Here is a 13,855-nt window from a genome sequence, read left to right on the forward strand (position 1 = left end):
TACGGAGTGGTTGAACAGAATATGAATAAAAAAGCCTCCAAAACCAGAATAGGCATTGGAGACTCATTTTTTCACTTATAATTGATCTAACAAGTTAAGAGATTCCTTATTAAATGCTGGGATATCATCAGGAACTCGACTCGTGACGAGATGACGTGAGACAACTACTTCTTTATCTACAACAGTAGCCCCAGCGTTTTCTAAATCTTTTCGAACCGAAACAAAGCTTGTCACTTCGTGGCCTTTTAATAAATCAGTGTCTACGAGAAATTGGGGTCCATGACAAATAGCAAAGACTGGCTTTTCCTCTTTCATAAAGTGTGCAGCAAATTCCGCGTTCTTAGGATCTGCTCGAAGCATGTCTGGAGAAAACCCACCTGGCACAAGTAATGCATCAAAGTCTTCTGGTTTTACATCATTTACGTTTTTATCGGTAGTAAACGTCTCACCGTTTTTTCCTGTAATCTTGCTGTCTTCATTCGAATTGACTAACGTAACTGAGTGACCAGCTTCTTCATACGCTTTAACTGGATCGGTTAATTCAACTTCTTCTACCATATCCGTAACAAGTACTGCTACTTTTGCCATAATCAATCACTCCTAAATGAATGTTGTCTATTTTATGTTTACCCGATTTGGATTGTTAAAAACATCAATTTTTGAAAAGATTAGTCAGGTTTTTTATCGGAAGGCTTCATTTTGCCTGTATGGAAGACACCTAAGCACCAAAAAGCAATCATCAAAATAAGAGCTGCAATAAGTACAGGAACAGAACCGAACTGAATAATAAATGGAATCGCTGCTGCTGTTACGAGACCGCCTCCGACCATTGGTTCAAATAGGATTTGTTTGTAGCCAAATGCATCAAGGGCAGGTGTCTTATTTTCAGGGTCAACAATCCGCATGAGCATAATACCGGTTGCGGCAACACCCATACCTTGTCCAAAGTCACCGATCCCTCGTTCAAACCAATAGGTTGGGATCATTTTCGGACCTAGCCAAAGAAAGAATACAATATTACTAATAATACCAGCTAGTGCCAATAGGATAAACGGGACGATATGATCTCCTATGACCGTTAGAGAAAGGGAAGCAATTGCACTTATAATTAAAAGGTCGAGTGCAAGCCCTTGAATGCGTGAAATGGTCTTACGGTCGACTAGTTTTCGTTTATCAAATTTGGCTAAAAATACTTGTAATAGAATACCACCAATCATGGCCATAGGAAATAAAGGGACATACTCAAATAAGTAAACGTTAAATGTTTGGCCATATGTAACCTCTTCCAACCAAACGAATGCCTCCAGAATGAGATAGCCAATAAAGATGGCAACAGCAATAAATCCAACGTGAAGTGCTAACGGTTCAATCGAAACAGGAGAGGTTGTTTGAACACCAGAAGCTTCTCGATTCTGTTCTTCAATGACACCACTTTTTTGATCAACAGAAATATCCTTTGGATGATCGAGGGTGGTTGTTTTCCCTCTACGAGCCGCCCAATTCACTAACACCATTCCAATGATTACTCCTGAAAGCATGCCAATTGTAGCTAAACCAATAGCGAGGTCATAGCCTTCTTCAAAGCCGATGTCTTCAAAAGTTCCCGATAAGCCAGCTGCTGTTCCATGCCCCCCGACAAAACTAATTTCGATTAGGGCCCCTGCTGCTGGATTCAGTCCGAAAAGGGGCGTGAGAATTGTGATTGCGAGTAAAAGTCCAATCACATAGTGTGCCCAAGACATGGTATAACCTAGTGCGATTTGAGGTCCACCGGTTTGCCAAATTTCCTTTGGTTTCGGTAGCACGAAGCCAATAAATAATGAGGCAAAGACGACATTTATTAATAAGCCAGGAAGCTCTCCCCAAATATCAACAATAGAAGCAGTAAATAATCCACCGTCACTAAGAAAGTCGCCTCCAAATCGCCCAATGACTTCCGGTCCTATTAGAAGGGCTAAGAAACCTCCGATTAACGAACTAGGAAGAAATAAAGATTGAAACAAAGGAACTTTCAGCCGTATCCACTTTCCAATTACGAGCATGATCGCGATAATGACAATGGCCATTCCGATAACCTCAAGACTCATGTACAGATCCCCAATACTGAAAAATTAGCTCAAAAAATGCTTTTAATTCGTGAAAATAACGATACACAATTTTTAAGCCTAGTAATGACGCTTTTTACCCGTAATGGGTCGCAAGAAAACCTACACGCCGCTTTAGAGATCGGAACGTTCACGACAATGTGTTTAATTGATTTGCTCCGAAGGATGGAAGTTAATAGCAAAAATTCGGTGAAATGGGTGGTGGTTACATAGAGTCTGTGTCTTGATTTAGAAGGTGTAACGCATTGGTCACGATTGCTTTAGTAACGTTTTCATAAGGCTGGATAGCAGCAATTAGGGCACCGATCACCGGTGGGACGGTAGGAGTCAGAATGGACCAGGAAGAGGCTTTTTGGGAAAGTGTATGCTTAATCATCGAGACGATTGCTGGCTGATTCATGACACCTCCTGCTAAAACGATTGTCCAATCCTCAGCGTTGTGAACTTTGCTCATAAGAGAGGCAAGTTGTACAGCAATTCCATTTGCAGTGTCCATTAGAATCTGCTTTGCCATGACATCTCCCTCTTCATAGGCTTGAAAGACGTAAGGACAAAGCTTTGCAACTGCATCGCGACCATTTTCTTGATACACTGCAGGAATAACATTCTCTATGGCATCGGTTGAAAAGTGTTGGAGGATTAGCTTTTGTAGTGGTGACTTTCTTTCATTGTGAGTCAAAGCAGCCCGAATGGCTGAACGACCAATGGCAAATCCACTACCTTCATCACCTAGCAAGTAACCCCAGCCACCTAAACGGTGCTCGTTCCCTAATGCATCCAAAGCGTATGTGACAGAACCTGTTCCTGAAATGTGAATGATTCCAGGTCGTCCAAGTGTGGCGGAATAAAGAGCAGCAATCCCATCATGATGAACAGTAATGGTACTATGTTCTGGTAAAATAGGGCGTATTGAGGCCGTAATCGCTTGTTGATAACTGGAAGAACTACCGCCTGCTATTCCGCAGTAGATTGATTGAACATGGGCATAGGCAGTGGGGTGATGTTCTTTTAAATGAGTAAGCAATTCATGTAGTCTGGCTAGGCAAGTATCAAGCCCAGCTCGATTAGGATTAGTGGCACCGGTTCGTCGATACGCTAAGATGTGACCTTTTGAAGTGCCTAAAACTGCCACTGTTTTCGTTCCGCCACCATCAATTCCGATATAATACATAGCCTTCCGCCTTTCTTTACTTCAATGTGTAAAGGTTTTTGGGGAAATCGACGAAACCCGCTTGTTTGAATGAAGCCCTAACGTAAAAATTCAATCGCTGCACGGGTTTCATGTAAGTGAGTCACTGTTTCCTCATATTGATGAGAAGCGACACACATAAAGAGAATATCAATCACTTGCAGTTGCGCAATTCTTGAAGAGGTAGCGCCGCTTCGAAATGTCGGTTCCTTTGTCGCAGATGTATATAAAGGAATGTCTGCTTGCTCAGAAACAATCGATTGGCCATATTTGCATAAACTAATCGTCGTCATTCCTCTCGAATTAGCAATCTCCAAGAACTGTTTTACTTCTTTTGTTTGACCTGAAAAAGAGATTCCCACAGCGACGTCTTGCTCATCGCCTGTAGAAACAAGCGTTGCCGCCATATGAAGGTCAGAAAATGCGTATGCGGTCTTGTCAATACGGAGCAATTTTTGCATGGCATCTTGAGCAATAATGCTCGAAGCACCGATTCCAAAAAAATGAATCTTACGTGCTTTCCTTAATGCTTGAACAGCCTTTTCAAGCTGATGAGTGTCAAGAAGTTCTGCAGTTTCCTGAATCGTCTGTATGGTGTTGGTTGTCATTTTATCAATTATGGAAATGACCGATTCGTTCGGTTCAATATCACGTAAACCAGATTCCTTTGTTTTCTGAAGATCACCGGCAATTCGAAGCTTTAAATCAGGTAATCCCTTTAGCCCTAATGATTTACATAAACGGATGACGGCGGCGCCACTAGTATCGCTTCGTTTCCCAATTTCATTTGCTGTAAGTGAAATGACTTCTTTTGGATGTTGGATCATGTAATTGGCAATTTTTTTCTCGGATGGTGGAAGGGATGAACGCATTTCGGTAAGCATGACTAGACCGCCGGTCATAAAGGCCATTATAATCAACTCTTTCTATTTTTAAACTGATGCCTCTAGTATACTAAATTTTGAGTAATGAAGCATACAACCATTGAGGACTTAGGAATAGAGGAGGTAGCGACTTCGTTGTTTTAAGAATGCCTCGGATTGTTTTTTACTTGTAGTGAAAAAGGATGTCAGATCTCCGTTTTGTATGGCTCTTCGTAAGCTGTCTGTACCAGCAAGGAGATCAAACATATAATGACCACTTGTCGGCTTATTGAAGCGGAAATGCTCAGGGTAACGCTCAGCGATGAGTTGGATGATTTTAATTCCGCTTGAAAAAGGTTCATAGAGACTTGTATCGGTTAAATGAAGGTGAACCCCATGACATTGTGTACCATTATACTTTTGATAGGTTGGTACAAAGGAGGCTTGTCTGGCAATGACTCCTGGTAGATGAAGACGATTAATAGCTTGAGCAAGTTCAAATCCATTTATAAATGGCGCACCGAATTGTTCAAAAGGTTTGGCTGTGCCTCTGCCTTCTGATAGGTTGGTTCCTTCAATCAAGCAAGTTCCTGGGTAAAGGAGAGCCATGTCAAGGCTAGGTGCATTTGGTGAAGGCGGTACCCAAGCGTATCCTGTATCGTTGTGAAGCCTATCTCGTGACCAACCTTCCATTTTCACAATATGAAGGTCGCATTGGTAACCAAACTCATGCTTAAACAATAAGGCAAGTTCACCAACGGTCATGCCGTGACGATTAGGGATAGGCAAAAGACCTACAAAGGATTGAAAGCCTTCCTCAACTAAATTGCCTTCAACGTTAAGACCACCAATTGGATTTGGTCGATCAAGTACAATAAAGGTTTTATTCTGTTCCTGACAAGCTTCCATCATATAAGCCATTGAATAAATGTACGTGTAATAGCGAGAACCAATATCTTGTAAATCAAAAAGAACAACATCAATGTTTTCAAGCATTTCAGGGGTGGGTTTTCGAGTTTGACCGTAGAGGCTATAGACTAGTAAACCAGTATGAGGGTCAATGCTAAACTCAATGTGCTCGCCTTCTTTTGCATCTCCTCGAATGCCATGTTCTGGAGCGAAAAGAGAGACCAAGTTTACTTTTGAGTGTTGATAAAGAAGGTCGATCGTCGGTTGTAGCGATTGATTCACTCCTGTTAGATTGGATAGAAGACCAACCCGTTTTTTTTCAACTAATGAATAATCCCTTTCAAGAAAACAATCTAAGCCGAGTTTCATTTGTATCCCTCCATAGCGTTTTAACGTGTATTCCCTATTTAGAAACAAACAATCATCCTGGTATCTATAATCTCTCTTTCTAATTTATGCAGCTAATCGCTTCATCATTTATAAAAATAAAGTGACGCAAGCGAGTATGACAATGTATAGTAGTAGTGTATTTATGCGAAATGATCGGAGAGGTTAGAATGGTTTCTATTATTTCATTTGAAAATGAAAACAATCAGAGTGCATCTGGTTACCCAGCTTTATCAATGACAGTAAAAGGCATATTAGATCGATTAGAATCTACATACAATGAGACATATGAGGTATTCACAATAAATGAATATCATTTTGAATTATGGTCTCTATTTGAAGAGGACCTCATGACGAATAACGATCAGTTGGAGCATGTAGCGATGATTGTTGAAAAAATGGAGCGTTATTCGTTTACTTATGATGCAGAAGGTGATGAACCAATTTATAAAGTGAAGCAGGCGTTAAGCAATAACGTATATGCCTATCGTGATCAAGGCATTGCTTTTGCACAAATTCCAATAATGGATGGTGCACATTTAACAAATGTGGAATGTGTTTTTGCTACAAGCTCACTCGCTATGGAACGTTTTTTAGAAACAATAAAAGGACGATTATGGCAAAAGAGTCGTAACGAGCTGCTTATTTTTACAGATGGAATGGATGGTCTTAATCATGAGCATCAACCAATCACAAAGCGAGTAAAGCGGGAAGATGTGTTATTGAAACACGAGATAAAAGAAGAAATTTATCAAATGCTCGATTGTTTCTTTGAAGAAGATCGATCCTTTTTTGAAACCTATCAGATTCCTTATAAACGCGGCATTTTACTTTACGGACCTCCAGGAAATGGAAAAACAACCTTAGCAAAGTCCATTGCTCATACGGTAGATGCCCCAGCTGCTTACTGGCAGATTACAGAGTTCACGTCTAGTGAGTCCATTGCCCAAGTATTTCAAATGGCGAATCGTTTAGCTCCTATTATATTAATTATTGAAGATATCGATTCTATGCCAGATGGAGTTCGTTCCTATTTCCTTAATACTTTAGACGGGGCTACATCGAAAGAAGGCATATTCTTAATTGGGACAACAAATTATCCCGAAGAAATTGATCCGGGATTGATGAATCGCGCTGGCCGATTTGACCGGGGATACGAATTTGCGCTACCGGATGAATCACTGAGAGAACAGTATGTTCACGAGAAGAAGTTCGACAAACTCTTGTCACCAGAGGAAATTGCTGCAGTGATCAAGCATTCTGAAGGTTTTTCTTTTGCTCAATTAAATGAGCTTTTTGTAAGTTGTGCACTAGAAAGCCATCAAAAAGGAACCGTTGATCTCTACCGTTTGATCAAGCGGATGAAAGAAGATCATAAGAAGAGTAAGACAGGTAAGTGGCAAGAGGAAGATGGTCAATTAGGTTTTTATTAAAAGATACAATGCTTTGGCATAAATGAGCCAAAGCATTTTTTTTTGTTGACATGTCACATTTATACTGATACGGTTATATACATAACTATATAACCATAAGTCGATTATGGAGGTGCAAATGAATCATCTAACGAATAGCGATAAACCCTTGTATTTGCAAATTAAAGCGTTACTAGAGGATCAAATCGTGAATGACCAACTTAAAGAAGGGATGCAAGCCCCGTCAACTAATCAACTAGTGAAATTCTATGGCTTGAATCACGTTACGGTAGCAAAAGGAGTGAACATGTTAGTCGATGAGAACATTCTTTTCAAAAAGCGAGGCATTGGTATGTTTGTTTCAGAAGGAGCCAAAGAAAAATTGCTTTATAGTCGTAAGTTAGATTTTGTGGATAAATACGTGCTGAAAATGGTCGAAGAAGCAAATCGTCTAGGCATTAGTGAACAAGAAATCATTCAATATGTAAAGGAAATTAAGAAAGGGGAGTTGTGAAAAGCATGATTACAATTAAAAACCTTTGTTTCTCATATGGAAAAACACAGATCTTAACGAATGTTTCTAGCCAATTCGAAGAGGGCAAAATATATGGTCTATTAGGAAGGAATGGAGTAGGAAAAACAACGCTCCTTTCATTGCTAGCAGGTGCTCGAGAAGCAAAAGAAGGTATGATTTTATATAACAATAAGCCACTGTTTGAAAACCAAGACGCCATTTCAGCAATCGGATTATTCTATCAGCGAAATGATTTAGATCGTGATATGGATCATTCAAAGGTAGAAGACGTGTTTAAAAAAGCGAAGCAATTTCGTGAACACTTTGACTTGGATTATGCCTATGAGCTTGCACGAAAATTCAACTTAAAAACATCGAAACGAATGAATAAATTATCAAAAGGAAATGAAGCTGTGACCCAAGTAATTTTAGGCCTCGCCAGTCGTTTACCTGTTACGATTTTTGATGAAGTCTATCTTGGGATGGACGCACCTTCAAGAACGCTTTTTTACAGTGAACTGTTAGACGAGCAAGAACGGTTTCCGAGAGTGTTTATCGTATCGACCCATCTTGTTTCGGAAATGGAACATTTATTTGATGAAGTGAAAATTATAGAAAATGGTCAATTTACTCTCGACGAATCCTATCAAACAGCAGTAGAGAAAGGGAACACACTGACAGGAGATGCAGAAATAGTATCCAATCTCACAAAAGGATTAAAGGTTATACGGGAACAAGTACTTGGAACAACAAAAGCTGTTTCTGTCTTTGGTGAATTAGGAGAGCATGTTCGTGAACAATGCAATACACATAAGATAGCGATTAGTCAAATGCCTTTACAAGATTTATTTATCGCTTTAACAGAAGAAAGAGGGTGACTAGAATGAATCAATTAACAAAAGTCCTTTATCAAGAGCAATTTAGATGGTTCTTATGGTTTCTGCTCTTTGTACTATTGTTTCAAGGCGCGTTGCTTGCTTTAGCTTTTTATTTTGAAGGAACGATTCAGCCGTTTATCCTGTTATCGTTTGGACCTTCAAGAATTTTTCTGCTTGTCCTGGGGATTATATCGGCATATGCGTTTTTAGGTTACTATTATCAGCTTGGACAAACGCGAAAAAGATACTATAAAAGTACGATTGTCTCTTCCATTTTGTTAGCCGTCACAATGGCATTTATAGTGAAATTGCTTTCTCTGATAGAGGCATTTGTAGTTGGAAATCAGTCAGTTATTTCCGATCAAACCGAAGGAACGACTATAGCAAATGACAGTCAATCCATTACGATAACCATAGATATTTTTTCAGAGGGGCTCCAATTTCTTGACTCTTCCCTTTTGTTCATGCTCTTTTTTGTCTTGCAACTCTTGTTTTATTATGCAGTAGGCTGGTTTATCAGTGTAGGCTTTTATCGGTATGGATGGGTAATTGGCTTAGTATTTATTGTGTTTGCCCTCGGCTTTTTAGGGCTGAATCAATCTATGTGGTCTAGTTCGCTCGTTGATGATTTGCCTGCTGTTCTTCAATTCATTGGAACTGGTGCTTTAGTTACCATTGTGTTTTCCTTTATCTATCTCGTTGTGAAACGAACGCCAATAAAGTTAAAATAAAAGGAAAATCCCCCTCTGTAACGTTTGGTTAAAAAGGGGGATTTTTATTGCTATTGACCATGAGCTGCTGGTAGTGTAGGTATATAAAGGTAAAGCGACAAAGACATTCTAGCTATTGACATGTATACTAGTACCCATATATAATTTAGAGTATTCAGGACAAATAGTGAGTTGAATCGAGTGAAAAAATTATCTGTTGAGCGAAAGACGTTAGCTAGTGAAGCTTATCATTATCTTTATAAAGACATTATTACGCTGAAATACAAGCCTGGACAAATGATTTATGAAAATGATATTGCTAAGGAATTAGGCATTAGCAGGACACCAGTAAGAGAAGCGATCCATTTGCTTGCATCTGAAGAATTTCTTGCTATCAAGCCACAGAAAGGCATACAAGTTCAATACATTTCCAAGAAAAAAGTACAGGAATCTTATCGGGTAAGGGAAAGCTTAGAAGTGACAGCTTTTAAAGAAGTGGCGAACCTCTGGGATAGTAGCAATCGCATCTATAAAGCTGCAAAAAAAGATTTGCTTGCTATAATAGCTGAACAACGCTATGCCGCTGAAAACGATCAAGTAGATGATTTCTACCAGTACGACGAAGTGTTTCACGACAAAGTGTTAGACATATGTGGAAATCAAACGTTAACAAGTATTGTCCGTCAAGTGCGTGGACATGTGAATCGGATGCGTTATCTTGAATTTTTTGAAACGCGAGAAATGGACCGAATTATTGAGGATCATGACCAACTGGTCACACTAATTGAGCAAAACAACGTTTTAGAAGTTGAAAAGGTTTTAGTAAGCCACTTGCGCAATGTATCCAATTATTATGATGATATTATGAGGAAATATCCTGACTATTTTAACGCCCAATCGTAATTGGGTTTCCTTTTTAAGTATACTTGTATACTAGTATTGAATGGTGGTGAGGGAAAATTGAAATTGGCTGTACTCGGCTTAAATCATGGTTTTCAATTTGCTGAAGCAATTGTAAAAATGAAAGGGGTTTCACTAGTTGCTGTAGCTGGTATTAACGATTTAGCGAAACAACGTGCGAATTGTTTAGATGTTCCGTTATATGAGAATTATAAACAATTAATTCAAGAACAGTCGTTAGACGGAGTAATTATTACATTACCAAATCAACTACATCATGAAGCTGTAACGTATTGTGCTGATGCAGGCGTGCATTGTCTAGTGGAAAAACCAATTGCCGACACAACGGTTCAAGGTGTTGAAATGGTTCAGTATTGTAAGAAAAGGAAGGTAAACTTACTAGTAGGCCATCATCGTCGTTATTCGAGCAAGATAAATCTATTGAAGCAAACACTTGAAACAAAAAAAATTGGCGACATGATTGGTGTAAACCTCATGTGGGCATTAGCAAAAGATCGGCCATACTATGATGAGACATGGCGAATGAATGAAGGCGGCGGCCCGTTACTAATTAACGGGATACATGATATCGACAATTTACGTTATGTAACTGGCAGTGAAGTTGAAAGCGTTTACGCGACAGCTAAGAGTTTAATACGCGGCAACCGTGTAGAAGACTCGGTATCGGCTATACTGCATTTACATACAGGTGCGACTGTCAATTATTTTTTAACAGATGGTGTTCCTGCTCCTTGGTCGTATGAGTTCACCATGGGAGAAAATAGCAAATATCCATTTTATGAGGAAGATTGCTACTACTTTTTTGGAACGAAAGGAAGTATTGCTTTTCCTAGCATGCGTATGTATCGCTATGATGAGTCTGCGTATGGGTGGGAGCATGCTTTAGTTGAAGAAACATTGACAATAGACCAGTTCGTTGATCCTATTGTCGAAGAGCTTAAGCACTTTATCCTTGTTATAGAAGGAATTGAACAGGCTCGGGTTCCTGGTGAAGACGGAGTAAAAACGTTGGAAGTGATTGAAGCTATGCGTCTATCCATTGAAGAAGAGAGAAAAGTGAATATCCTTGCGAATACGCTAATAAAGTAGTCCGTTAAAAGGGGGAACAGGTATGAAACGTCAATTGTTGTTAGCCAGTTGCTTCATTTCACTGGCTGCGTGTAGTGTAACTGGTCATGCTGAAGAGCCAAAGATGATGAGAATTGCCAACACAACACCTGAAGATCGTTCTTTAAGCCAAGCACTCTATCACTTTGCTGACCGCTTAGAGGAAGAAACAGACGGCTCTATTCATGTAGAGGTCTATACGAATAGCCAAATAGGTGGGGATCGAGAGTTATTTGAAGGGATGCAATTTAATACCATTCAAGCAGCAACAATGTCTACGGGCCCGATTGCACAATTTGCACCAACGTTTAATGTGTTAGAACTTCCTTTTTTGTTTGAAAACGAAAGTGAAGCGTATGAATTACTAGATGGTCCAATCGGCGAAGAGCTGTTATTTGAGTTAGAAGCGCAAAAGGTAGTTGGTATTAACTATTTTGAAAACGGATTCAGAGTATTGACAAACAATGTAAAGGAGATTAAGGAGTTAGAAGACGTAAAAGGATTAGACCTTCGTACACTTGAAAATCAGTGGCATATGCAAATTTGGAGTGAATTAGGAGCTAATCCAACACCAATGAATTATAGCGAATTGTACATTGGCCTAGAGCAAGGAACGATTGCAGGGCAGGAAAATCCAATTGGAAACGTTGTAAACAGTCATTTCTATGAGGTTCAGCAATATTTGACGATGACCAATCATATCTACAATGCTAGTCCGTTTATGGTCAGTAAAGCGTTTTGGGAAATACTTACGCCTCAAGAAAGACAAGCCATTGAAGAAGTGGCAGACGAAGTGCAAGCCTCTCAACGTTTAGCAAATCAAGAAGAGGCACGGGTCAGTCGTGCTTATCTGGAAGAGAAGGGTATTACGATCACTGAATTAACTGATAAAGAACGAGAACGTTGGATTGAAGCAAGCAACCCGGTTAGAGAACGGTTTGGAAATCAAGAAGATCATCATGGTTGGGTTCAGCGTATTGAGCAAGCATTACAAGCTGACAGCCAGGAATAGGAGGGGCTATGAAGGTCTTCCAGTTAATTGAACGTCATGTAGAAGAAGTTCTGTTAGTCGTTATTTTATCTACCATGGTGATAGCTATATTTCTCCAGATTGTTATGCGGTTCGTTTTAGGAACCTCTTTAGGGTGGTCAGAGGAATTAGCTCGCTATAGCTTTATTTACCTTGTCTTTATTGGAATCAGTTATGGTGTCAAACAAGAAAAGCATATAAAGATTGACACGATTATATCGTTTTTAACTGAAAAGAAACAAGTCATCCTACACTTGATTGTCTATGGCCTTTTTCTGTTATTCGCTGTATTTATCATCATTTATGGCGGTGCGATGAGTATGGAAATCTTTCGGCTTGGACAAGTGACCCCGGGCCTTGGAATAAAAATGGGGTATGTGTACATGGCAGCGCCTCTTGGTATGGTTTTAACAGCCTTAAGGATTAGTCAAAAGATGAAGCAAGAATTTGAGCATTATTTGCATGCTAAACCATACAGACTGAATGGGGGAAAGAACATTCAGGAAGTTCACAATGAACAATAGGGGGAGGGATGATCGTGACGGCAGTGGTTTTATTTGGTAGTTTTGCAAGTTTGCTCGTTCTAAGTGCTCCAATCGGCATTGCGCTCATCTTAGCTTCATTACTCGCTTTAGTAGTAGCCGGAAATATGCCATTTGAGTTTGCTATCCAAAGTTTTATAACAGCCATCGATTCCTTTCCGATTATGGCTGTACCGTTTTTTATTTTGGCTGGAGAACTTATGGCTAAAGGAGGATTGTCACGACGGCTATTTGTGCTTGCAAAAACACTTGTCGGTAATTTTACCGGCGGATTTGCCATGGCTGCGGTGATAACGTGTCTTTTCTTCTCCGCAATTTCTGGTTCTGGACCGGCAACGGTAGCTGCTGTAGGTGGGATTATGATTCCAGCAATGATTGAAATGGGGTATGATAGACGGTTTGCAACAGCTCTGATCGCTGCCGCCGGTGCACTTGGTGTCATACTGCCGCCGAGCATTCCGTTAATTGTCTATGGTGTGACCAGTGGTGTTTCTGTAGGAGACTTGTTTATTGCGGCGGTGATCCCAGGACTTATCGTCACAATTAGTTTAGTCATCTACTCGTTTCTCTATGCAAAAGTAAAGGGACATAAGGGGTCAAAAGAAGGCTTCTCAATGAAAGAAGTAGGAAGAGCGTTTTGGGATGCGAAATGGGCTTTACTTGTCCCGTTTATTATTCTTGGTGGGATTTATAGTGGCTTTTTCACCCCAACAGAGGCAGCTGCTGTAGCTGTTGTCTATGGCTTATTAGCTGGATTCTTCCTTTACAAAGAATTAAAGTGGCATCAACTATTTGCTATTTTAAGAAATTCAGCGCTAACAACGGCAACGATCCTCTTTATTATAGCTGCAGCGACGGTATTTGGACGAGTGATGACCATTGAACAAATGCCAGGGCAAATTGCTTCCAGTATTCTTAGTATTTCCGATAACCAACTCATCATTATCTTGTTGATTACTGCGATGTTGCTAGTAGTCGGGACCGTAATGGATACAACGGCAGCAATTATTATTTTTACTCCTCTTCTGGTACCAGTAGGAATGGAGTTAGGTTATGATCCGATTCATTTCGCCATGCTCGTTGTTTTGAATTTAGCAATTGGCTTTATTACACCACCAATCGGTGTCAATTTGTTTGTAGCATCGAGTCTTTCAAATCTATCCATCGTCACTGTATCAAAAGCAGCTCTACCATTTGTCTGTATTTTAATTTTTAATTTACTGCTAGTCATTTTCATACCACAGCTCTCATTGTTTTTGCTAGATCGATAGTGGAACAAACGAAAGAT

The 13,855-nt window shown here is 39.8% G+C and carries 14 protein-coding genes; 9 read left to right on the plus strand and 5 right to left on the minus strand.

The genetic code is table 11. The annotated features are described in order from the left end of the window. Positions 1-75: 75 nt before the first annotated feature. From E2L03_RS09905 to E2L03_RS09925, 5 genes are all read right to left on the minus strand, one after another. Positions 76-591, minus strand: coding sequence for a type 1 glutamine amidotransferase domain-containing protein (locus tag E2L03_RS09905; RefSeq protein WP_197196494.1), 516 nt, complete (start codon positions 589-591; stop codon positions 76-78). Positions 592-668: 77 nt separating this feature from the next. Then, positions 669-2,087, minus strand: coding sequence for a sodium/glutamate symporter (locus E2L03_RS09910; RefSeq protein ID WP_134259099.1), 1,419 nt, complete (start codon positions 2,085-2,087; stop codon positions 669-671). Positions 2,088-2,310: 223 nt separating this feature from the next. After that, positions 2,311-3,276 (minus strand): N-acetylglucosamine kinase, encoded by a 966-nt coding sequence (locus E2L03_RS09915; RefSeq protein ID WP_038477341.1) that lies wholly within the window; start codon positions 3,274-3,276, stop codon positions 2,311-2,313. A gap of 77 nt (positions 3,277-3,353) precedes the next feature. Then, positions 3,354-4,205 (minus strand): MurR/RpiR family transcriptional regulator, encoded by an 852-nt coding sequence (locus tag E2L03_RS09920; RefSeq protein WP_038477344.1) that lies wholly within the window; start codon positions 4,203-4,205, stop codon positions 3,354-3,356. Between the two features lie 81 nt (positions 4,206-4,286). Continuing rightward, a complete protein-coding gene (locus E2L03_RS09925) occupies positions 4,287-5,435 on the minus strand; it encodes an exo-beta-N-acetylmuramidase NamZ family protein (protein ID WP_134259100.1) in 1,149 nt (382 codons plus the stop codon). Between the two features lie 188 nt (positions 5,436-5,623). Here E2L03_RS09925 and E2L03_RS09930 point away from each other — a divergent pair, with 188 nt between their 5' ends. From E2L03_RS09930 to E2L03_RS09970, 9 genes are all read left to right on the plus strand, one after another. After that, positions 5,624-6,886, plus strand: a complete 1,263-nt coding sequence (locus tag E2L03_RS09930; protein WP_134259101.1) for an AAA family ATPase — start codon at positions 5,624-5,626, stop codon at positions 6,884-6,886. A gap of 118 nt (positions 6,887-7,004) precedes the next feature. Next, on the plus strand, positions 7,005-7,379 hold the full coding sequence (locus E2L03_RS09935) for a GntR family transcriptional regulator (RefSeq protein WP_038477350.1): 375 nt from the start codon (positions 7,005-7,007) through the stop codon (positions 7,377-7,379). Between the two features lie 5 nt (positions 7,380-7,384). Continuing rightward, positions 7,385-8,257, plus strand: coding sequence for an ATP-binding cassette domain-containing protein (locus tag E2L03_RS09940; RefSeq protein WP_134259102.1), 873 nt, complete (start codon positions 7,385-7,387; stop codon positions 8,255-8,257). A 5-nt stretch (positions 8,258-8,262) separates the two neighbouring features. After that, positions 8,263-8,988, plus strand: coding sequence for a hypothetical protein (locus E2L03_RS09945; RefSeq protein WP_134259103.1), 726 nt, complete (start codon positions 8,263-8,265; stop codon positions 8,986-8,988). A gap of 180 nt (positions 8,989-9,168) precedes the next feature. Further along, a complete protein-coding gene (locus tag E2L03_RS09950) occupies positions 9,169-9,870 on the plus strand; it encodes a GntR family transcriptional regulator (RefSeq protein ID WP_243839523.1) in 702 nt (233 codons plus the stop codon). 57 nt (positions 9,871-9,927) lie between these two features. Then, on the plus strand, positions 9,928-10,977 hold the full coding sequence (locus E2L03_RS09955; protein WP_166740264.1) for a Gfo/Idh/MocA family protein: 1,050 nt from the start codon (positions 9,928-9,930) through the stop codon (positions 10,975-10,977). A 22-nt stretch (positions 10,978-10,999) separates the two neighbouring features. Then, complete coding sequence (locus tag E2L03_RS09960) at positions 11,000-12,007, plus strand: TRAP transporter substrate-binding protein (RefSeq protein WP_124741486.1); 1,008 nt, start codon at positions 11,000-11,002, stop codon at positions 12,005-12,007. Between the two features lie 8 nt (positions 12,008-12,015). After that, on the plus strand, positions 12,016-12,549 hold the full coding sequence (locus E2L03_RS09965) for a TRAP transporter small permease (RefSeq protein WP_124741487.1): 534 nt from the start codon (positions 12,016-12,018) through the stop codon (positions 12,547-12,549). Between the two features lie 8 nt (positions 12,550-12,557). Further along, positions 12,558-13,838 (plus strand): TRAP transporter large permease, encoded by a 1,281-nt coding sequence (locus tag E2L03_RS09970; RefSeq protein ID WP_206698865.1) that lies wholly within the window; start codon positions 12,558-12,560, stop codon positions 13,836-13,838. The last annotated feature ends 17 nt before the right edge of the window (positions 13,839-13,855 follow it).

This window comes from Shouchella oshimensis, from assembly GCF_004375095.1.
Taxonomy (GTDB): Bacteria; Bacillota; Bacilli; order Bacillales; family Bacillaceae_D; genus Shouchella; species Shouchella oshimensis.